The following is an 18,483-nucleotide window of genomic DNA, read 5'->3' as shown; positions in this document are numbered from 1 at the left end:
ACGCATCGGCCCTCATCGGCGCAATATGTGGCGGCGAAACTATCCACAATACGTCCACAGCTTATCCAGATTGAACGGGCCGTCGTCCCGGCCCATACCAGCGGCCTAGCGGCAGAATCGGACATGCGATGAACGAGATTTCAGCGATCCAGCCCGGGGGCGGGGACGATGAGTCGGGCCAGACCATGCCTCATTCGATAGAGGCAGAGCAGCAATTGCTGGGCGCTATCCTGACGAATAACGACATCTTCGATCGGATCGCCTCGATCATCCAGTCGCATCATTTCTACGAACCGGTGCATCAGCGCATCTACGAGATCGCAGCGGCGCGCATCCAGCGCAATGCGCTGGCCTCGCCGGTCACGCTGAAGGCCTTTCTCAAGGATGACGAGGGTCTCAGGGAACTCGGCGGCCCGGCCTATCTTGCCCGTCTGGCGGGGGCGGCGATCTCGTCATTCGCGGCGCGCGATTACGCGCAGATGATCTATGATTTCGCGATCCGACGCGAGCTGATCCTGCTGGGGCGCGATATTTCGGACAAGGCGGCCAAGATCGACATCTCTTCGGAACCCAAGGCCCAGATCGTCGAGGCCGAGCAGGCGCTCTACAAGCTGGGCGAGCAGGGGCAGACCGAAAGCGGGTTCCAGTCTTTCCTGCGCGCGGTGACCGATGCAGTGAACGTGGCGAATGCCGCCTACCAGCGCGAGGGCGGCCTGGCGGGCGTATCGACGGGGCTGATCGACCTCGACAAGAAACTGGGCGGGCTTCACCGCTCGGACTTGCTGATCCTGGCCGGACGACCCTCTATGGGCAAGACATCCCTGGCCACCAATGTTGCCTTCAACATCGCGAAGGCCTATCGGCGCGGCGCCCTGCCCGATGGCTCTGAAGGGGCGGTCGAGGGCGGGGTCGTCGGCTTTTTCAGCCTCGAGATGAGCGCCGAGCAGCTTGCCGCGCGGATTCTGTCCGAGGCATCGGAAGTGCCCAGCGAACAGATCCGCCGCGGCGACATGACCGAAGCAGAGTTTCGCCGCTTTGTCGAGGCCGCCAAGGCGCTCGAGGCTTGCCCACTCTACATCGACGACACGCCCGCCCTACCGATCAGCCAACTTGCCGCGCGCGCGCGCCGGCTGAAACGCACGCACGGGCTGGATGCGCTTTTCGTCGACTACCTTCAGCTTGTCCGCCCGGCGACAGCCAAGGATAGCCGGGTCAACGAGGTCAGCGAGATCACGCAGGGCCTTAAGGCCATTGCCAAGGAACTGGATATCCCGGTGGTCGCCCTGTCGCAGCTGTCGCGCCAGGTCGAGAGCCGCGAGGACAAGCGCCCGCAACTCTCCGACCTGCGCGAATCCGGCTCGATCGAGCAGGATGCCGACGTAGTCATGTTCGTTTACCGCGACGAGTATTACAAGGAACGCGAAAAACCCGGCGAGGACAATCTAGAGGCCATGGCCAAGTGGCAGGAGGTCATGGAACGATGTCACGGCAAGGCCGAGGTCATCATCGGCAAGCAACGTCACGGGCCGATCGGCACGGTGGAACTGAGTTTCGAGGGCCGCTTTACAAGGTTTGGAAATCTCGTGCGCCCTTGGCAACAGGGCAGTGACGCCGAGGGTTTCGCGTAAATCCCGCTTGACCTTGGGCGCATGGCGGTCGAAACCCGAGCCATGGCAACAGGCTCTCTTACCATCGATCTCGATGCGCTGGTGCGCAACTGGACAGCACTCGACCGCGTCAGCGGCGCGGGCGTCGAAAGCGGCGCCGTGGTCAAGGCCGATGGCTATGGCCTGGGTGCGGCGCAGGTCGCGCGCGCATTGGCGCAGGCCGGCGCGCGGCGGTTTTTCGTCGCCGCCGCCGAAGAAGGCGCGGCGATCCGACAGGCGCTGGGGCGAGGACCCGAGATTTTCGTCTTTTCCGGCCATATGGCTGGCGATGCCGACATGATCGGTGATCTCGAACTGATTCCGATGCTGAACTCGGTCGAGCAACTTACCCGCCACATGGAAACATTGCCGGGCCATCGGTTCGGCATCCAGCTTGACACCGGCATGAACCGTCTCGGGATGGAGCCTGCCGAATGGGTGGCCGTATCTGACATCGCCTTGCAGGCCAGTCCCGCCCTGATCATGAGTCACCTCGCCTGCGCCGACGAACCAGGCAGCGCGATGAACGCGACCCAACTCAAGGTCTTTCGCGAGTTGACCGACGGCTGCGGCGTGCCGCGATCGCTGGCGGCAACGGGCGGCATTCTGCTGGGAACGGAGTATCATTTCGACATCACCCGTCCCGGCGTGGGGCTTTACGGCGGCCAGCCCTTTAACCGGGCGCAAGCGGTGGTACACCTGTCGCTGCCGGTGATCCAGATCCGCGAGATCGAACCGGGCGAGTCGGTCGGTTATGGCTGTACCTGGACGGTGGACGAGACCTGTACCATCGCCACGGTCGCAGCCGGATACGCCGACGGGCTGATCCGGGCGATGGGAAATCGCGGCCACATGTTCCACGAAGGTGTGCCCTGCCCCATCGTCGGGCGTGTCTCGATGGACCTGATCACCGTCGACATCTCGCATCTGTCCACAAGGCCGCTGGCGCTGGACATTCTCGGCAAGGACCAGAGCGTCGATGACGTGGCGGCGGCCGCAGGCACCATCGGCTATGAAATCCTGACCTCGTTGGGCGCGCGTTACAAGCGGCGCTATACGGGAGGCGGCGTCGCATGATCCTGGCGCCGGTCGCCGCGCTGGGTCGCTCGACGCTGGGCGGGCTTTCCGCGCTGGGGCGGATCGGCCTGTTCTGTGTCGCCACCCTTGCAGCAGCGCTGCGCCCGCCTTTCTATATCCGCGAATTCCTGAACGCGGCCTGGACCATCGGCTATAACAGCTTGCCGGTTGTTGGGTTGACCGCGCTGTTTACAGGGGCGGCTCTGGCCTTGCAGATCTATGCCGGCGGGTCACGCTTCAATGCCGAACAGGTTGTTCCCTCTATCGTTGCGATCGGTATGGCCCGCGAACTGGGGCCCGTGCTGGGCGGGCTGATGGTCGCCGCGCGGGTGGCCAGCAGCATCGCCGCCGAGATCGGCACGATGAAAGTGACCGAGCAGATCGACGCGCTGGTGACGCTATCGACCGATCCGATGCGTTATCTGACCGTGCCGCGTGTCCTGGCCGCCACGATTTCGGTTCCGGTTCTGGTGGCGGTAGGCGATTCCATCGGAATTTTCGGCGGCTACCTTGTCGGCACCGGGCGGCTTGGATTCAACCCGGCCGCCTACCTGGAAAACACCGCCGATTTTCTTGAACTCTGGGACGTGACCTCGGGCCTGATCAAGGGGGCGGTCTTCGGCTTTCTGGTGGCGCTGGTCGGCTGTTATTTCGGTATGAATTCGGGCCGGGGCGCACAGGGCGTGGGCCGGGCGACCAAATCGGCGGTGGTTACGGCCTCTGTCCTGATCCTGGCAGCCAACTACCTTTTGACGGAGTTGTTCTTTACCGCATGATCGAGCTGGCCAACGTTCACAAGGCTTTTGGTGCCAACCACGTCCTGCGGGGGGTGACGCTGAGCGTGCCAAGAGGCGAAAGCATGGTGATCATCGGCGGTTCGGGCACCGGCAAGTCCGTCCTGCTGAAATGCATCCTGGGGCTTGTGACCCCCGATTCGGGCCAGATCAGGGTCGATGGACGCAACGTGGCCGAAGGTGACCACGATGCCTTTCTCGCGCGCTTCGGGATGTTGTTCCAGGGGGCCGCACTGTTCGATTCGCTTTCCGTCTGGCAAAATGTTGCCTTTCGCCTGTTGCGCGGAGCCCGGAAACGCCCGCGCGCCGAGGCGCGCGAGATCGCAATCGAGAAATTGCGGCGCGTCGGGCTAAAACCCGAGGTTGCCGAGCTTTACCCCGCGGAATTGTCGGGGGGCATGCAAAAACGCGTCGGCCTGGCGCGCGCCATCGCCGCCGAACCCGAAATCATCTTTTTCGACGAGCCAACAACCGGGCTGGACCCGATCATGGCAGGCGTCATCAACGAACTGATCCGCGAGATCGTGGTCGAAATGGGCGCGACCGCCGTCACCATAACCCATGACATGAGCTCTGTGCGCGCGATCGCGGACGACGTGGCGATGCTGCATGACGGGGTGATCCAGTGGACCGGACCGGTAGGCCGGATGGATGCCAGCGGCGACCCCTATGTCGACCAGTTCATCCATGGCCGAGCCACGGGGCCGATCGAGGCAGTGCGGTGAACGGACCGGAGCCGCGCAGGAGGTTTGCAGGGCGTCTTCGCCCCCTGCTGGACCCGCGACTGGCCAACCTGGCCCTGCTGATCCTGTTTCCAGTCGCCTGGTTCGCGCCGCTGTTGCGTGCAGGTGTGTTACCGCTGTTCGGACTGGCGGAAATCTCGGTCATCTCGGGGCTGCAAGCACTTTGGGACACCGATGTGGCACTGGCCCTGCTGGTGACGCTGTTCGCGCTGTTCGCGCCTTACATGAAAACCCTTGGGCTGGCCTTGATCCAGTTCGGACTCGCCTCGCCGAGATTGCTGCCTGCGTTGCACCTGTTGGGCAAGCTGGCAATGGCCGAGATATTCCTGATTGCCCTCTACATCGTTCTGGTCAAGGGGATCGGGCTTGCGAGAGTCGAAACCGCCTGGGGGCTTTACCTTCTTACCGGATGCATCCTTGCATCGCTGGCGCTGTCCCTGGCCGAGTCACGGCGACACTGACCAAAAATGAAAAAACGCCGTGGGAGGGAGGTCCCACGGCGTTTCAAACAAGCGGCACCGCGGGAGGGAGGGCCCTTGGCGCCATGACGCCTGTGCTGGGAAAAGGCACAGGGATCGCCCGCAGAAGCATTCGACAGGACGGGAAACCCTGCACTTCCACAAAGCATGTATTTCAGATGCATATTTTATGAAGACGTCACCTTGATCCAGATCAAACAGGTCAGGAATTCCGCATCAGCGCCAACATCCTGTCGCGCTCGCCACTGTCACGGGCACTTGATAGCGCCGCGGCCAGATCCTCAAGCGCCCGGATAGAATGGCCCGCGCGAAAGCAATCCACATGGGGAAGCATCGCGCGAATGCCACACGCCCTGGGTGCAAACCCCTCCCAACGCAACAGCGGGTTGATCCAGATCAGGCGCTGGCAGGACAGGTGCAGCCGCTCCATCTCGGCGCACAGCCGATCACCGGCATCCCGGTCAAGACCGTCCGTGATCAGCAGGACAACCGCGCCCGACCCAAGAACCCGGCGCGACCAGTCGCGGTTGAAGGCATGCAGTGCAGCGGCGATCCGCGTCCCCCCTTCCCAGTCGGGCGCCTGTGCGCCGGCCGCGGCCAGGGCCGCATCAACGTCGCGGTTGGCCAAGGTACGGGTAATGTTGGTCAGACGCGTGCCGAAGGTGAAGGCATGAACCCTGTCCCAACCCGCGCCGCGGTTGTTTGCGACGGCGTGCACGAAATGCAGCACCATGCGCGAATATTGCGACATCGAGCCGGAGATATCGCAAAGGACAACCAGGTTTGGCCAGCGGACACGCCGATTTTTGAACGAAAGATCGCGTAACTCCCCCCCATGCCGCAGCGCCATGCGCATCGTGGCGCGCCAATCGGGCAATTGTCCGTGCGATGCCGGGCGGGTGCGGCGGGTGCGGATCGGCGGCACGGGCAAACGCAGATCTGTCAGCATTCGCCTGGCCTCGGCGATCTCGGTCAGACTCATCTGTTCGAAATCAAGCGTTTTCAGCCGCTCGCGCGCGGATTGCGTCTGGCGCGCGTCGATTTCCACCTGCTGGCCACTCTCATCGGGCACCGGCAGGTCGGGTGGCCTGCCCGCCCCGTCGAGCAACGCCTCGGCGGCACGTTTCTCGGCCGCACGCGCCTTGCGATCCTCGGCAACACCACGCATCGCGGGCAGCATCAGGCTCATCATATGTTCGAGAAAGCGCGGGTCGCGCCAGTAGAGCCGGAACACCTGGTCGTAGACCTGCCGGTGCTCGGGGCGCGAGAGAAAGCATGCCGCGAGCGTATGGTAGAAATCGCCCCTTTCAGAAAATCCTGCCGCCTCGACCGCACGGATCGCGTCGATCACCCGGCCCGGACCGACGGGAAGCCCTGCCAGGCGCAGGGCCCGCGCGAAATGGAGGACGTTATGGGCAAGCTTGCCATCCTCGGGTATCTGGAGCGCGGGGAGGTCTGCCATTCGGGCCTCGGGCTTTGGCGGGGAGGCCGGGGGGCTGTCTGCCCCCCGGACCCCCCGAGGGTATTTTCACCAAGAAGAAGGATCAGGCAGGGGCAAGTTCGGCGCGGATCTCGTCGAGCAGGCGCTTGGCCTCGGAGCCCTCGATCCGCTGGATGTCGTCCTGGTATTTCAGAAGCGCGCCGATCGTGTCGGCGATGACCTGCGGCGAGAGGTCGATCACGTCGAGCGCGAGCAGGCACTTGGCCCAGTCGATGGTTTCCGCCACGCCCGGTTTCTTGAAAAGATCCTGAACGCGGAGCTTCTGGACGAAGGCCACGATCTCGCGCGAGAGGGTATCGGCGGCCTCGGGGGCGCGGGCGTGCAGGATGTCGAGTTCGCGGTCGAAGCTGGGGTAGTCGACCCAGTGGTAGAGACACCGGCGTTTCAGCGCGTCATGCACCTCGCGGGTGCGGTTCGAAGTCAGGATCACGATGGGGGGATGTTCCGCGCGGATGGTGCCGAGCTCTGGGATCGTGACCTGGAAGTCGCTGAGCGCCTCGAGCAGGAAGGCCTCGAAGGGTTCGTCGGTGCGGTCAATCTCGTCGATCAGCAGCACCGGCGGGCCCTCGACCTGGGGGCGAATCGCTTGCAGCAGCGGGCGTTCGATGAGGTATTCGGTCGAGAAGAGTTCGTCCTTGAGCGCCTGGCGGTCCGCGCCCGCGCCTTCGAAGCCCATGGCCTCGGCGGTACGGATCGCGATCATCTGTTCGGCGAAATTCCATTCGTAGACCGCGCTGGCGGAATCAAGCCCCTCGTAGCATTGCAGCCGGATCAGCCGGCGGCCCAACGCGGCGGCGATGGCCTTGGCGATCTCGGTCTTGCCGGTGCCGGGCTCGCCCTCTAGAAAGAGCGGCTTTCCGAGGCGGATCGACAGGAAGGTCACGGTCGCCAGCGCGCGCCCGCAGACGTAATCCTGTTTCGCCAACAGGGCCTGCACGGCATCGATCGAGCCGATCCTGTCATCCATGTCCGATCCTCCCCATGAGAAGAACTGCACGAAGGGGGCGCGTGGTCAAGCTTTGGGTCTTGCGCGGAGCGCGCCAGCATGGATGAATGGCGACGAGAGGAGAGATGCCCATGCCCCTGGATCTCTGGTTGGCCTTCGGCGTCGCATCCATGGTCTTGCTGATCATTCCGGGCCCGACGATCCTGCTTGTGATATCCTATTCGCTGAGCCAGGGTCGACGTGTGGCGGTGGCGATGGCCTTGGGTGTGGCCTTGGGCGACCTGGTCGCGATGAGCGCGTCGCTGGCGGGGCTTGGGGCGCTTGTGCTGGCCTCGGCCACGCTGTTTTCCGTTTTGAAATGGGGCGGCGCGCTTTACCTGCTGTATCTTGGCATCAAGCTCTGGCGCAGCCCGCCGGTCCTGCCGCAGGAGGTGAACCCCGCGCAACGCCCGGCGCGGGCGGTCTTTGGCCATGCCGCCGCGGTCACCGCGCTTAATCCGAAATCCATTGCCTTCTTCATTGCGTTCGTGCCGCAATTCCTGAGGCCCGAGGCACCGCTTGGTCTGCAATTCGCGGTACTGATCGGCAGCTTCGTCTCGCTCGCGGCGCTGAACGCGCTGGCCTATGCGCTATTGGCCGATCGCCTGCGGGCACGGATACGTCGCCCCGGCGTTTTGCGAGCCATGAGCCGGGCAGGCGGTGGTGCGCTGATCGGCATGGCAGGGCTTACAGCAAGCACTGCGCGCGGCTGACCGCCGCGCGGGATTTCCCGAAATTCCCATGCCCGGACCGAAATTCCGCCCCAATGACCCGGCAGGAAGATGGCGGGAACAGTCTCAGCTTTCATCGCGTCCAAGGGAACGCTAGAATGGTTGCGCAGGATGGAGAACGCATGAAAGACCAGGCCGGGATCGAAAGGGTGCAGGACAATTGGTATGATTGTCTTGCCGACCTGCCGCAGGGTGCCACGCTGGAGCCTCTTGGCCCGGACTACGCCGCAATCCATGTTGCCGATGACGCGATCCTGCTGGTCACGTTCGAACGGGCCAGGCAGATCCGCGATACCCGCCCCCGCCCCGTGCCACTTGCCGAAACACTGGCCGAAGCTGCGGGCTGGTCGCGCCTGACACTGGTGGCGGCAAACGAAACCTGGTTTCGCGATCCCGCGGTCTATGCCTATTTCGACAGGCTGGTGGATGAAGGGTTCTTCGACGAGTACGACCGCGTGATATTCTATGGCGCGGGCATGTGCGGCTATGCAGCCGCGGCCTTTTCCGTGACTGCGCCCGGCTCGACCGTAATCGCACTGGCCCCGCAGGCCACGCTGGACCCGGAACGGGCGGGATGGGATGGCCGGTATCGCACGGCGCGGCGGCTGGATTTCACCTCGCGCTATGGCTATGGTCCGGCAATGGCCGAGGCCGCGGACCACGTCTATGTGATACATGATCCGTCGGAAACACTCGATGCGATGCATTCGGCCCTGTTCGATGGAACGAACGTCACGCGCCTGCGTGCCCCGCTGACCGGCCCCGCGATCGAGGCCCAACTGATGGAAATGGGCGTTTTGCCCGAACTCATCGATGCCGCGGGCGAGGGACAGTTGACCCCTATGGTCTTTTACCGGCTGTTTCGCGCACGCCGCTGTCACATGCCCTACCTGCGTGCCCTTTCCGCCCGTCTCGAGGCGGACGGGCAGACCTGGCGTGCGGCGCTGGTCTGCCGCCACACCGTTCGCGAAAAGAATGCACCTCGGTTTCGCCGCCGGCTGACGCGACTCGAAGAGGCACTCTCCCAAGAGGGCCGGGCCCTGCCACGCGAACCGTTGGCCTGAGAGAGCTTCCGGCCCGAGCCCTCGGGCCGGAGCGCGGTATCGATCAGGCCACGCGTCGGCCCTGCACCCAGCTTGCCCGCACCACCGGCGCCCCGGCAAGCCGCGCCACGCGGATCAGGTCGGCGCGCGCGCCCTCTTCCAGGCGTCCTCGGTCGCTCAGCCCGACAGCATCGGCCGGTGCGCGGGTCACTGTGGCGATGCCGCGCGCCATGTCCCCCCAAAGATCGCCCAGCCGCACCGCCGCAAGCAAGAGCGCCGAGGGCACGTAATCGGATGACAGGATGTCCAGCAACCCCACCTCGGCCAGATCTCGCGCGGCAACGTTGCCCGAATGCGATCCTCCCCGGATCAGGTTCGGCGCCCCCATCATCACCGCGATCCCGTGGGTATGGCAGGCACGCGCGGCCTCGATGGTGGTGGGAAACTCGGCCAGCCGGATGCCGTGGGCGGCCGAGACCGCCACATGCTCGGCCGAGGTGTCGTCGTGGCTGGCCAGGATCGCGCCATAGCGCCGCGCCTCGGCGACAGCGGCGCGTTCGTGCGCCGCGCCGTGGCGGTCGCGCAGTTCCTGCAAGTTGGCGACATGCTCGATGAACTCGGCCTCGGTGAGGTTGTTCTTGCCCATCACGTAGGCCTTGAGCTTGGACAGGTCGCGAAACTGCCGCTGACCGGGGGTGTGGTCCATCAGGCTGACGATGCCGACCCGATCCTCGGGGCCGAACCCGGCCATCTCGTCGATCAGTGTCTCGGAACAGACCTCGGCGCGCAGGTGCAGGAAATGACTGATCCTCAGCGCCGATCGCGTCCGCAATTCAAGCAATTCGCTCGCCAATTGGCGGGCATAAGGCGCATAGCGGCTCTTGCCCGAGGGGATCGAACCCACACGCATCGCGTCGAATACGGTGGTTATGCCGACGCTGGCCAATTCCGCGTCATGGGCCACGATGGCGCTCGCATGGGGCCAGTCGACACCGGGCCGGGGCTGGATATGGCGTTCCAGGTTATCGGTATGCAACTCGACCAGGCCCGGCATCACCATGTCGCCGCCACAATCCACCGCCCCCCCAGGCAGCGCGGCACCTATCGCGATCCCGGCGATCCGACCCGCGCGGACATGGACCGATCCGGTCACGACTTCGCCGGGCAGCACCAGCCGGGCATTGGCGAGCACGAGGTCAGACATAAGCTACTCCTTGATGCGAGGTACGGATTGCGGCAGGACAGGAACAGCGCCGGGGCGCATGCGGGAGGTAAGGCATCCGATGGAAGGTTACAGGCGTTACGCGATCTATTACGCACCCGAGCCCGGCCCGCTGGCCGATTTCGGCGCGGCTTGGCTGGGTTGGGATGCCGAAACGGGCAAGGCACGGCCCCATCTCGCGATCCAGGGCTTGCCACGCCCCGTTTCGGAACTGACCGAGACGCCGCGCCGCTACGGCTTCCACGGTACACTCAAGGCCCCTTTCCACCTGGCACAAGGCAGTGATATCGGCGTGCTGCACCGGTCTGCCGCGGCGCTGGCGGCACAGTTGCACCCTGTCCTTCTGGACGGTTTGCACCTGTCGCGGCTTGGCGGGTTCCTGGCGCTGACCCCGCGCGGGGACATGACACGGCTGGGCGCGCTGGCAGGAAGCGTGGTCGAGGCGCTGGATGGATTTCGCGCCGCCCCCACCCCCGACGAGATCGCGAAACGCAATCCCGATCGGCTGAGCACAAGGCAACAGCGCCTTCTGGAACGCTGGGGCTACCCCTACGTGATGGAGGAGTTCCGCTTTCACATGACGCTGACAGGCCCGTTGCGCGAAGACGAGGCCGAGGCCACGCGCGGCGTGCTTGCCCCGGTGCTGGCGCCGCTCATCGAAAGCCCCCTGCGGATCGCAAGCCTGTGCCTGTTCGGCGAGGACAAGACCGGGCGTTTCCATAATCTGCATCGTTATACCCTGTCGGGCTGAAACGCGGCGGCGAACGCCTCGACCGCCTGCGCCAACGCTCCGTCATTGGCGATCTCGACGATGCACAGCCCTTCGGGCAATGCGTAATCGGCCCGGGTCAGGCGAGCGGCAATATCCGCCGCGCTTTCGCGTCCGCGCCCCTTCAGGCGACGGGCCAATGTCTCGGGCCGCGCGGTAACATGCACGACGCGCAGTTCGGGATAGCGCGCCGCCGCCGCACCCAGAACCGCGCGCGAGCCGTTGAACACCACGTCCTCCCCACGTGCCAGCCAATCGTCGATCCGGGCCGGGATACCATAGAACAGGCCATGTGCCCGCCAATGCAACGCGAAATCCCCCGCCGCCAGCCGTTGGAAAAAAACCGCCTCGCTGACCGGCTCAAAGCACTCTCCACCTGCCTCCACAGCACGCGTGATCACCCGCCGGACCAGCCGCAGATCGGGCCGACGCGCATGGACCGCCTCCATCAGCGTGTCCTTGCCCGCCCCCGATGGCCCGACAACCGCGAAAAGACGCCCCGCCATCACGCAGCCCGCACCGCGAAGGCGGATACATCCACCTCGCGGTCACAAACCTGCGCGCGCGCCGCCGCATCGTGAAAGATGCCCACGATCGCCGCGCCCCGGGCCTTGGCGCCCTCGATCAGGTCCAGCACCACGGCGCGGTTGACAGGATCCAGGCTTGCAGTTGGCTCGTCCAGCAACAGCGCGGGAAAATCATGGGCAAATCCGCGCGCGATATTCACCCGCTGTTGCTCCCCCCCCGAAAAGGTCGTTGGGCTGAGCCCCCAAAGCGCCTCGGGGATGTTGAGCCGTGCCAGCAGGTCGGCGGCTCGGTCGTGCGCCGCGCGCGCATCCACCCCCACCAAACGCAACGGTTCGGCCACTACCTCGATGGTGGGCACACGCGGCACGACCCGCAAGAACTGGCTGACATGGCCCAACACGTGACGCCGCAACGCGATGATCGTGCGCGGCTCAGCCCCGGTCACGACAACGCCGCCCACGGTGATCCGCCCCTGCGCCGCGCGATAATTGCCATAGATCATCCGCATCAATGTCGACTTGCCCGCCCCCGAACTGCCCGTCAACGCAACGCATTCGCCCGGCGCGACCACCAGGTGGGCGCCCGCCATCACCGGGATTACCGCACCGCCCTGGTTGTGCAGGATGAAACTCTTGCCCACGCCGTCGATTTCGATCATGGCCCTCTCCTTCTTCTTGGTCCAAATACCCACGGCCCCGGCCGTGACACGGGCCCCGCCCTCAGACCTGCAAAACTGAGCTGACCAGAAGCTGGGTATAAGCGTGCTGGGGATCGTCAAGCACCTGGTCGGTCAGCCCGGCCTCGATCACCTGGCCCGACTTCATCACCATCAGCCGGTCGGCCAGCAAGCGCACCACCGCAAGATCATGGGTGACCACGATCGCCGACAGCCCCATTTCCCGCACCAGACCGCGCACCAGGTCCAGCAGCCGCGCCTGCACGCTGACATCCAGCCCACCCGTGGGTTCGTCCATGAACACCAGCCGCGGCCCGGTCACCAGGTTGCGCGCGATCTGCAAGCGTTGCTGCATGCCACCGGAAAAGGCCGAGGGCCTATCGTCCACCCGGTCGGCCGCAATCTCGACCCGGTCCAGCCAATCGATCGCAGAGGCCCGGATTCGACCGTAATGGCGCGCCCCCACAGCCATCAGCCGCTCGCCCACATTGCCACCCGCGCTGACGCCCATGCGCAGCCCGTCGCGGGGGTTCTGGTGGACAAAGGCCCACTCCGTTCGTGCCAGCATGCGACGCTCGGGCTCGCTCATCGCCTGCGTGTCCCTGAGCCCCCCGGCGCGGCTATCGAACAGGATCTCTCCGCGGTCGGGCGTCAAATGCCCAGCCAGGCAATTCAACAGCGTGGACTTTCCAGAGCCGCTCTCGCCGACGATGCCCATCACCTCGCCCGGGTAGAGGTCAAAGCTGACATCTGCGCAACCGACCCGTCCATCGTAGGATTTCGCAACCCCCCGGACGGACAACAGCGGTTTGGCCCGGTGCCAGGACTTTTCGGAAACCTCTTGGCCGACCTCGTCGAAAGACCTCGCCGTGCTCATCTCCGTTCCTCCTGTCCATCGGACGCGGCCATCGCGCCCAGATGCCCCGCGGCCTGCCTTGCGGCACAGTAATCGGTATCCGAACATACAAACATGCGCCCACCGTCATCATCCATGATGACCTCGTCCAGGTAGCTGTCCAACGCCCCGCACAGCGCACAGGGGTGGTCGGCCTTGCTGGCGCAAAAGGGATGATCCTCGAAATCGAGGCTCTCGACCCGGCTGTAGGGCGGCACCGCATAGATACGCTGTTCCCGCCCGGCCCCGAACAACTGTATCGCGGCCATTTCCATCTTGGGGTTGTCGAATTTCGGTATCGGCGAGGGGTCCATGACATAGCGCCCCTCGACCTTCACCGGGTAGGCATAGGCGGTGGCAATTTCGCCGTGCCGCGCGATATCCTCGTAAAGCTTGACATGCATCAGCCCGTACTCCTCCAGCGCATGCATCTTGCGCGTCTCGGTCTCGCGCGGTTCAAGAAAGCGCAGTGGTTCGGGGATCGGCACCTGATAGACGAGGATCTGCCCTTCGCCCAGCGGTTCTTCGGGGATGCGGTGACGGGTCTGGATGACCGTTGCCTCGACCGTATGACCGGTTGTTTCCACGCGCGCCGTCTTTTCAAAAAACTTGCGGATCGAGACCGCGTTCGTGGTGTCATCCGCGCCCTGGTCGATCACCTTCAACCTGTCTTCGGGGGTCAGGACAGCCGCCGAAACCTGCACGCCACCGGTGCCCCAACCATAGGGCATGGGCATTTCGCGGCTGGCAAACGGCACCTGATAGCCGGGGACCGCCAGGGCCTTCAACAAGGCGCGGCGGATCATCCGCTTTGTCTGCTCATCTAGGTAGGCGAAATTGTATTGATCGCTTTGCGTCATTTTTCGGCCCGTTTCTCATGGGATTCCAGAAGCACAAAAGCCGAGGAGAATACCCGATGGCGTGGATCGTCACCGTGACCTTCGACCAGATCGCCCTCAGCCTGCTGACGGTTGGCCTTTTGCGCGCGGGGCTCGTGGCACTGCTGCCCGATGAGGTGGCCGGTCCGGGCGGCTGGCTGGTGGATACCGGACAGGACTGAGACCTTCATCGTGCGGCCTCCGTGTCGGCATGGGCTTCGGCCTCGGCACGGATGCGGCGCACCAGTTCCAGCTCGGACTGGAAATCCACGTAATGCGGCAGCTTGATATGCTCCAGGAAACCCGATGCCTGGATATTGTCGGCGTGGTAAAGCACGAACTCGGCATCCTGCGCCGCCGCGCCAGTATCCTCCTCGCCCAGCTCCTCCCAGCGCAAAGCGCGGTCCACCAACGCCATAGAGATCGCCTTGCGCTCGGTATGGCCAAAACTCAGCCCATAGCCGCGCGTGAATTGAGGCGGCTCTGTCTTGGAGCCATTGAACTGGTTCACGGTCTCGCATTCGGTCAGCTCGATCTCACCGATCTCGCAGGCAAGACCGAGTTCGGGAATATCCATCTCGACCTTGACGCGACCCACGCGCAGCTCGCCCACAAAGGGATGGTTGCGCCCGTATCCACGCTGTGTCGAATAGGCCATTCCCAGCAAGAACCCCTCGTCGCCTCGCGCCAGCGCCTGAAGCCGAAGCGCGCGGTTGGCGGGGAATTCAAGCGGCTCGCGGGTCAGGTCGGGCGGGGCCGCGTCCGATACCGTCTCGGGCTGGATCAACCCGTCACGGTTGAGGAAATCGGTAATGCGCGGCATGGGCTCGGAGGTCGCGGGAGCAGTCCGTGCGCGGGGCGCCGCGCCCTCGGCGGCCAGTTCGAAATCCAGCAAACGGTGTGTATAGTCGAAGGTCGGCCCCAGGACCTGTCCCCCCGGTGCATCCTTGAATGTCGCGGAAATGCGCCGGTCGCAGGCCATCGCCCCGGTATCGACTGGGCGCGATTCCCCCAACCGGGGCAGGGTCGTGCGGTAGGCCCGGATGAGAAAGATCGCCTCGATCAGGTCGCCGCGCGCCTGCTTTATCGCCAGCGCCGCGAGATCGGGATCGTAAAGCGATCCCTCGGCCATCACCCGGTTGACCGCCAGCGCCAATTGCGCGCGGATTTGCGCCACGCCCAGTTCGGGAACAGCTTGATCGCCGCGCCTTTCCTCGGCCAGCCAGGCATGGGCATTGTCGATGGCGCGCTCGCCTCCCTTGACCGCCACATACATCAGGCATCCTCCACGCATGTGGTGCGGGGAAGCGCGGCAAGTCGGCCCCCGGCGGTAAAGATGAAATCAACCCCCAGCGGGAACAGGGCGGCATTGGCACGCAATGCGGATGTCTCGGGCAGGTCGAGGCGGTGCTCGGTCCTGATGCCGGGGCCAGTCAGCCGGGCACCGGTATCGGCCAGCGCATCGAGTTCCACGATCAGCGTGGCGGAACGGTCGGGATAATCCGGCACGCCAATGCGGTAGCTCTCAAGCGGCATCAGTTCCGCCCATCGGCCCACCGCAAAGGCGGCCTCTTCTCGGCGCACGATCGGTGCGCCGGTGTGGAAGGTCAACCACTGGCGAAGCTGTGGCGTATCGCACGCACCCGCCAGGTGAACCGGCGTGGTGCCGTCGGCCAGCACCAGCAAAACCGTTCCTGCCGCCACCGATAACGGCGCGGGCGGACGCACCCCCGTCACCGGGTGAATACGCCCCGGCCGGGCCATGGCGTCGAGAATTGCACGAAAGGCGCGCGCAGCCTCGCACGGGGCATCCTGAAAGCCGCCTGCCAAGGCCTGGTTCGTTACGTCGTCCATACCTCAATCCTCTCCGCGAACCATGGTGAAAAAGGTAACCTTGGTCGCCTCGGCCCGCTCGGCGCGGCCCTGGGCGCGGGCGGCCATCTCTTGGGCCAGCGGCACCAGCAGGCGCGCGCGCAGGTCGGGCCCGCTGGATGTCTGCATCAGCGCATCTATCACTGCGGCCAGCCGCGCCTTGGACTTGTCGCGCCCCTGCACATAGGCGTGGCCGATGACATTGCCCGGCTCCAGGCGGATCGCGCATCGGGTGACAGTCATTTCGCCCAGGTTGAAGGGCGCCCCGGTGCCCCCCATGCGCCCGCGCACCATCACACCGCCGGTTTCCGGCGCCCGCAACCACGCGAAGTCCGGCAAGTCCATACCCAGATTTATCCACAGGCTTTCCAGCCGATCCGCCGGGGCCCGGGCCAGAAGGCCCATCCAGCCCTGCCGCGTGTCGAGTTCCATCATAGACACCTTGCCGATTTGTCCAGATTTATATACAACTAGACAAATCCATACGCCCGGCCCGCGAGTCGCACAAGCCCGACCCTCGTGAAGATTTGATGACATGGGACGCACCGCCCTCTGGATCTCGATCGCCAATGACCTGCGCGCCGATATCGCCGCCGGACGTTACCGCCACGGGGACAAGCTGCCGACCGAGGCGGAGTTTTCCCGCCGTTACGGGGTTAACCGGCACACGGTACGCCGAGCCTTGGCAGACTTGGCCGAGGCCGGGCTGGTACATGCGCGCCGGGGGGCGGGCGCGTTCGTTGCCGCTCGGCCCACCGACTATCCGCTAGGGCGACGCGTCCGGTTTCACCAAAACCTCAAAGCCGCCGGACAGGCGCCTGATAAAAATATACTTTCCATACAAACGCGCAGTGCCGACGCGCGCGAGTCAGAGGCTCTCGCCCTTTCTCCCGGAAAAGCCGTCCATGTCTACGAGGGCGTTTCGCTGGCCGATGGCGCACCGCTGGCCCTTTTCCGAAGCGTGTTCCCCGCCGACCGCTTTGCCGGCCTCCCCCAGGCGCTTTCCGAAACCCGCTCGGTGACCGCCGCGCTGGCTCGCTTCGGTATTGCCGATTATACCCGCGCCTCGACCCGGCTGACGGCGAAACACGCCACCCCGACGCAAGCGCTGCACCTCGCCCTGCGCGAAGGCGCCCCGATCCTGCGCGCCGTCAGCATCAACATCGACCCCGAAGGCCGGCCCGTCGAATATGGTCACACCTGGTTTGCAGGCGATCGCGTCAGCCTGGTCGTGACGCCGGACTGAGTGGATAGTCGCGACACCGGACCTGGTGTCACATCGGCGATACAGAGTCGCGTTATCCACAATGAAAATCAACTTCCGAGCAGCGTGAATGCCCCAGCTCTTGCAGCCCCTGCGCTTTACGGGCGCACAAATCCTTCGTGACGGCGAGATGCAGCGCCGCTCGCTTTCCGTTGCCGAGGGACGCATCACCAAGGGCCCATTGCCCGAGGTGGACCTGTCGGGCTATCTGATATTGCCTGGTATCGTCGACCTGCATGGCGATGCGTTCGAACGGCACGTCTCGCCGCGACCGGGCGCCCTTTTCGACCTGGCCGTCGGCCTGGCCGCCACCGACCGCGAAGCCGCGGCCAACGGCGTGACCACCGCATGGCTGGCCCAAGGTTGGTCATGGGAGGGCGGACATCGCGGCCCCGATCATGCCGAAGCGGTCATGGCCGCACTCGACGATTACCGTCCCCGAATGCTAACCGACCTGCGCCTGCAAATCCGCTGTGAAACCCACATGGTCGAGTCCGGTGCCCGGCTGCTTGACGCGGTACGCCGGCACGCGATCGGCTATGTCGTGTTCAACAATCATCTCGACGAGGTTGCAGAACTTGCCCGCACCCGCCCCGACCTGCTGCATCATTGGGCCCGGCAGGCCGGGCGTAGCCCCGAAGACTACCTCGCGCAAGTGGCCGAGGCGCAGGCCCGCGCCCCGGAAGTCCCCCGCCACCTGTGCCGGCTCGCCGATGCGTTCGACGAAATGGGCGTGTTGTATGGCAGTCATGACGACCCCGATGGCGAGACCCGCGAGCGGTTCTCGATGATCGGTGCGCGGATAGCGGAATTCCCGACCACACGCCGGGCGGCGGCGGCGGCCAAGGCGATGAACGACCCCGTGCTGCTGGGGGCGCCCAACGTGTTGCGCGGCGGATCGCAAGCGGGCAATGCCTGCGCGGCGGACCTGATCGCGCAGGGCCTTTGCGATGCGCTGGTGTCGGATTATTATTATCCCGCCCTGCCCCATGCCGCCTGGACGCTTGTTGATCTCGGGCTGGCCTCGCTGCCGCGGGCCTGGGCGATGATCTCCGAGAAACCGGCGGAAATCCTGCGCCTGCCCGATAGGGGGCGGCTTGATCTCGGACGCCGGGCCGATCTTTGCGTGGTCAACGCCGAAACCCGTGCGGTCGAGATGACGATATCGGGCGGGCGGCTGACCTATCTAGCCGGCGAGGCCGCGCATCGTTTCGCCCATCGCATCCACAGCCTGGACATGGCCGCGGAATGATGCAGGTCGACCTGGCGCCGTGACCCTGCGCGAGGGGTAGTTCGGCCCCCACATGCCGCACACCCGGCACCGCGAGCACTTGACGTTGTTCATCATCCCGCGGATCGCTTGACTGCGGCGCGCCTATT

The 18,483-nt window shown here is 64.9% G+C and carries 21 protein-coding genes; 11 read left to right on the top strand and 10 right to left on the bottom strand.

The genetic code is table 11. The annotated features are described in order from the left end of the window. Positions 1-128 precede the first annotated feature (128 nt). Genes EV663_RS02395 through EV663_RS02375 form a run of 5 tightly spaced genes read left to right on the top strand, consistent with a single transcriptional unit; the run spans position 129 to position 4,721 of the window. A complete protein-coding gene (locus EV663_RS02395; protein ID WP_132950150.1) occupies positions 129-1,628 on the top strand; it encodes a replicative DNA helicase in 1,500 nt (499 codons plus the stop codon). A gap of 42 nt (positions 1,629-1,670) precedes the next feature. Continuing rightward, positions 1,671-2,723, top strand: a complete 1,053-nt coding sequence (alr, locus tag EV663_RS02390) for an alanine racemase (RefSeq protein ID WP_132950149.1) — start codon at positions 1,671-1,673, stop codon at positions 2,721-2,723. After that, entirely contained in the window at positions 2,720-3,499 is a 780-nt protein-coding gene (locus tag EV663_RS02385) for an MlaE family ABC transporter permease (RefSeq protein WP_132950148.1), read from the top strand. Before alr ends, EV663_RS02385 begins: the two co-directional genes overlap by 4 nt. Beyond that, entirely contained in the window at positions 3,496-4,242 is a 747-nt protein-coding gene (locus tag EV663_RS02380) for an ABC transporter ATP-binding protein (RefSeq protein WP_132950147.1), read from the top strand. The genes EV663_RS02385 and EV663_RS02380 overlap by 4 nt, the downstream gene beginning before the upstream one ends. Beyond that, positions 4,239-4,721, top strand: coding sequence for a paraquat-inducible protein A (locus EV663_RS02375; RefSeq protein ID WP_425057103.1), 483 nt, complete (start codon positions 4,239-4,241; stop codon positions 4,719-4,721). The genes EV663_RS02380 and EV663_RS02375 overlap by 4 nt, the downstream gene beginning before the upstream one ends. Before the next feature lie 220 nt (positions 4,722-4,941). Here the strand turns inward: EV663_RS02375 and EV663_RS02370 are convergent, their stop codons facing one another. Together EV663_RS02370 and EV663_RS02365 are read right to left on the bottom strand one after the other, a co-directional pair. After that, a complete protein-coding gene (locus EV663_RS02370; protein WP_132950146.1) occupies positions 4,942-6,201 on the bottom strand; it encodes a vWA domain-containing protein in 1,260 nt (419 codons plus the stop codon). Between the two features lie 82 nt (positions 6,202-6,283). Then, the gene (locus tag EV663_RS02365) at positions 6,284-7,207 is read right to left on the bottom strand and encodes an AAA family ATPase (protein WP_132950145.1); all 924 of its coding nucleotides are present in this window, start codon (positions 7,205-7,207) and stop codon (positions 6,284-6,286) included. A gap of 110 nt (positions 7,208-7,317) precedes the next feature. Between EV663_RS02365 and EV663_RS02360 the strand changes: the two genes are divergently transcribed. Together EV663_RS02360 and EV663_RS02355 are read left to right on the top strand one after the other, a co-directional pair. Next, a complete protein-coding gene (locus EV663_RS02360) occupies positions 7,318-7,938 on the top strand; it encodes a LysE family translocator (protein WP_132950144.1) in 621 nt (206 codons plus the stop codon). A 140-nt stretch (positions 7,939-8,078) separates the two neighbouring features. After that, positions 8,079-9,020, top strand: coding sequence for a phosphoadenosine phosphosulfate reductase (locus EV663_RS02355; protein WP_207904389.1), 942 nt, complete (start codon positions 8,079-8,081; stop codon positions 9,018-9,020). A gap of 43 nt (positions 9,021-9,063) precedes the next feature. On the opposite strand, the gene EV663_RS02350 is transcribed toward EV663_RS02355, so the two are convergent. Then, the gene (locus tag EV663_RS02350; protein WP_132950143.1) at positions 9,064-10,203 is read right to left on the bottom strand and encodes an alpha-D-ribose 1-methylphosphonate 5-triphosphate diphosphatase; all 1,140 of its coding nucleotides are present in this window, start codon (positions 10,201-10,203) and stop codon (positions 9,064-9,066) included. A gap of 79 nt (positions 10,204-10,282) precedes the next feature. Between EV663_RS02350 and EV663_RS02345 the strand changes: the two genes are divergently transcribed. Continuing rightward, complete coding sequence (locus EV663_RS02345) at positions 10,283-10,972, top strand: DUF1045 domain-containing protein (protein ID WP_132950142.1); 690 nt, start codon at positions 10,283-10,285, stop codon at positions 10,970-10,972. Here EV663_RS02345 and phnN read toward each other — a convergent pair. The 4 genes from phnN to EV663_RS02325 form a co-directional block, all read right to left on the bottom strand. Beyond that, a complete protein-coding gene (phnN, locus tag EV663_RS02340; RefSeq protein ID WP_132950141.1) occupies positions 10,954-11,496 on the bottom strand; it encodes a phosphonate metabolism protein/1,5-bisphosphokinase (PRPP-forming) PhnN in 543 nt (180 codons plus the stop codon). The genes EV663_RS02345 and phnN overlap by 19 nt on opposite strands. Further along, positions 11,496-12,176 carry a phosphonate C-P lyase system protein PhnL gene (phnL, locus tag EV663_RS02335; protein ID WP_132950140.1) on the bottom strand — a complete coding sequence of 227 codons (681 nt, stop codon included), beginning with the start codon at positions 12,174-12,176 and terminating at the stop codon, positions 11,496-11,498. The genes phnN and phnL overlap by 1 nt, the downstream gene beginning before the upstream one ends. Before the next feature lie 61 nt (positions 12,177-12,237). Next, positions 12,238-13,071: a phosphonate C-P lyase system protein PhnK gene (gene phnK, locus EV663_RS02330; RefSeq protein WP_132950139.1), complete on the bottom strand. Its 834-nt coding sequence runs from the start codon at positions 13,069-13,071 to the stop codon at positions 12,238-12,240. Then, the gene (locus EV663_RS02325; protein ID WP_132950138.1) at positions 13,068-13,949 is read right to left on the bottom strand and encodes an alpha-D-ribose 1-methylphosphonate 5-phosphate C-P-lyase PhnJ; all 882 of its coding nucleotides are present in this window, start codon (positions 13,947-13,949) and stop codon (positions 13,068-13,070) included. Before EV663_RS02325 ends, phnK begins: the two co-directional genes overlap by 4 nt. Before the next feature lie 56 nt (positions 13,950-14,005). Between EV663_RS02325 and EV663_RS15550 the strand changes: the two genes are divergently transcribed. After that, positions 14,006-14,149: a hypothetical protein gene (locus EV663_RS15550; protein ID WP_165910108.1), complete on the top strand. Its 144-nt coding sequence runs from the start codon at positions 14,006-14,008 to the stop codon at positions 14,147-14,149. Between the two features lie 5 nt (positions 14,150-14,154). On the opposite strand, the gene EV663_RS02320 is transcribed toward EV663_RS15550, so the two are convergent. Genes EV663_RS02320 through phnG form a run of 3 tightly spaced genes read right to left on the bottom strand, consistent with a single transcriptional unit; the run spans position 14,155 to position 16,274 of the window. Beyond that, positions 14,155-15,243 (bottom strand): carbon-phosphorus lyase complex subunit, encoded by a 1,089-nt coding sequence (locus tag EV663_RS02320; RefSeq protein ID WP_132950137.1) that lies wholly within the window; start codon positions 15,241-15,243, stop codon positions 14,155-14,157. Beyond that, positions 15,243-15,821 carry a phosphonate C-P lyase system protein PhnH gene (phnH, locus tag EV663_RS02315; protein ID WP_132950136.1) on the bottom strand — a complete coding sequence of 193 codons (579 nt, stop codon included), beginning with the start codon at positions 15,819-15,821 and terminating at the stop codon, positions 15,243-15,245. Before phnH ends, EV663_RS02320 begins: the two co-directional genes overlap by 1 nt. A 3-nt stretch (positions 15,822-15,824) precedes the next feature. Then, positions 15,825-16,274, bottom strand: a complete 450-nt coding sequence (gene phnG, locus EV663_RS02310) for a phosphonate C-P lyase system protein PhnG (protein WP_132950135.1) — start codon at positions 16,272-16,274, stop codon at positions 15,825-15,827. Positions 16,275-16,374: 100 nt separating this feature from the next. On the opposite strand from phnG, the gene phnF reads away from it, so the two are divergent. Beyond that, the gene (phnF, locus tag EV663_RS02305; protein WP_132950134.1) at positions 16,375-17,085 is read left to right on the top strand and encodes a phosphonate metabolism transcriptional regulator PhnF; all 711 of its coding nucleotides are present in this window, start codon (positions 16,375-16,377) and stop codon (positions 17,083-17,085) included. Between the two features lie 88 nt (positions 17,086-17,173). Continuing rightward, on the top strand, positions 17,174-18,355 hold the full coding sequence (locus tag EV663_RS02300; protein WP_132950133.1) for an alpha-D-ribose 1-methylphosphonate 5-triphosphate diphosphatase: 1,182 nt from the start codon (positions 17,174-17,176) through the stop codon (positions 18,353-18,355). Positions 18,356-18,483: the final 128 nt, after the last annotated feature.

Origin of the sequence: Rhodovulum bhavnagarense (genome assembly GCF_004343505.1) — a bacterium.
GTDB classification, from domain to species: Bacteria; Pseudomonadota; Alphaproteobacteria; order Rhodobacterales; family Rhodobacteraceae; genus Rhodovulum; species Rhodovulum bhavnagarense.
The sequence above is the reverse complement of the archived record's forward strand: the minus strand, read 5'-3'. Positions and strand labels throughout refer to the sequence as shown.

What these genes read in the sequence shown, in the direction of transcription:
- EV663_RS02385 (WP_132950148.1), top strand. Translation starts at nt 2,720, where the DNA reads ATGATCCTGGCGCCGGTCGCCGCGCTGGGTCGCTCGACGCTGGGCGGG.
- EV663_RS02370 (WP_132950146.1), bottom strand. Translation starts at nt 6,201, where the DNA reads ATGGCAGACCTCCCCGCGCTCCAGATACCCGAGGATGGCAAGCTTGCC.
- phnF (WP_132950134.1), top strand. Translation starts at nt 16,375, where the DNA reads ATGGGACGCACCGCCCTCTGGATCTCGATCGCCAATGACCTGCGCGCC.
- EV663_RS02355 (WP_207904389.1), top strand. Translation starts at nt 8,079, where the DNA reads ATGAAAGACCAGGCCGGGATCGAAAGGGTGCAGGACAATTGGTATGAT.
- phnL (WP_132950140.1), bottom strand. Translation starts at nt 12,176, where the DNA reads ATGATCGAAATCGACGGCGTGGGCAAGAGTTTCATCCTGCACAACCAG.
- EV663_RS02325 (WP_132950138.1), bottom strand. Translation starts at nt 13,949, where the DNA reads ATGACGCAAAGCGATCAATACAATTTCGCCTACCTAGATGAGCAGACA.
- EV663_RS02395 (WP_132950150.1), top strand. Translation starts at nt 129, where the DNA reads ATGAACGAGATTTCAGCGATCCAGCCCGGGGGCGGGGACGATGAGTCG.
- EV663_RS02300 (WP_132950133.1), top strand. Translation starts at nt 17,174, where the DNA reads ATGCCCCAGCTCTTGCAGCCCCTGCGCTTTACGGGCGCACAAATCCTT.
- EV663_RS15550 (WP_165910108.1), top strand. Translation starts at nt 14,006, where the DNA reads ATGGCGTGGATCGTCACCGTGACCTTCGACCAGATCGCCCTCAGCCTG.
- phnK (WP_132950139.1), bottom strand. Translation starts at nt 13,071, where the DNA reads ATGAGCACGGCGAGGTCTTTCGACGAGGTCGGCCAAGAGGTTTCCGAA.
- EV663_RS02320 (WP_132950137.1), bottom strand. Translation starts at nt 15,243, where the DNA reads ATGTATGTGGCGGTCAAGGGAGGCGAGCGCGCCATCGACAATGCCCAT.
- phnN (WP_132950141.1), bottom strand. Translation starts at nt 11,496, where the DNA reads ATGGCGGGGCGTCTTTTCGCGGTTGTCGGGCCATCGGGGGCGGGCAAG.
- EV663_RS02365 (WP_132950145.1), bottom strand. Translation starts at nt 7,207, where the DNA reads ATGGATGACAGGATCGGCTCGATCGATGCCGTGCAGGCCCTGTTGGCG.
- phnG (WP_132950135.1), bottom strand. Translation starts at nt 16,274, where the DNA reads ATGATGGAACTCGACACGCGGCAGGGCTGGATGGGCCTTCTGGCCCGG.
- EV663_RS02360 (WP_132950144.1), top strand. Translation starts at nt 7,318, where the DNA reads ATGCCCCTGGATCTCTGGTTGGCCTTCGGCGTCGCATCCATGGTCTTG.
- EV663_RS02380 (WP_132950147.1), top strand. Translation starts at nt 3,496, where the DNA reads ATGATCGAGCTGGCCAACGTTCACAAGGCTTTTGGTGCCAACCACGTC.
- EV663_RS02350 (WP_132950143.1), bottom strand. Translation starts at nt 10,203, where the DNA reads ATGTCTGACCTCGTGCTCGCCAATGCCCGGCTGGTGCTGCCCGGCGAA.
- alr (WP_132950149.1), top strand. Translation starts at nt 1,671, where the DNA reads ATGGCAACAGGCTCTCTTACCATCGATCTCGATGCGCTGGTGCGCAAC.
- phnH (WP_132950136.1), bottom strand. Translation starts at nt 15,821, where the DNA reads ATGGACGACGTAACGAACCAGGCCTTGGCAGGCGGCTTTCAGGATGCC.
- EV663_RS02345 (WP_132950142.1), top strand. Translation starts at nt 10,283, where the DNA reads ATGGAAGGTTACAGGCGTTACGCGATCTATTACGCACCCGAGCCCGGC.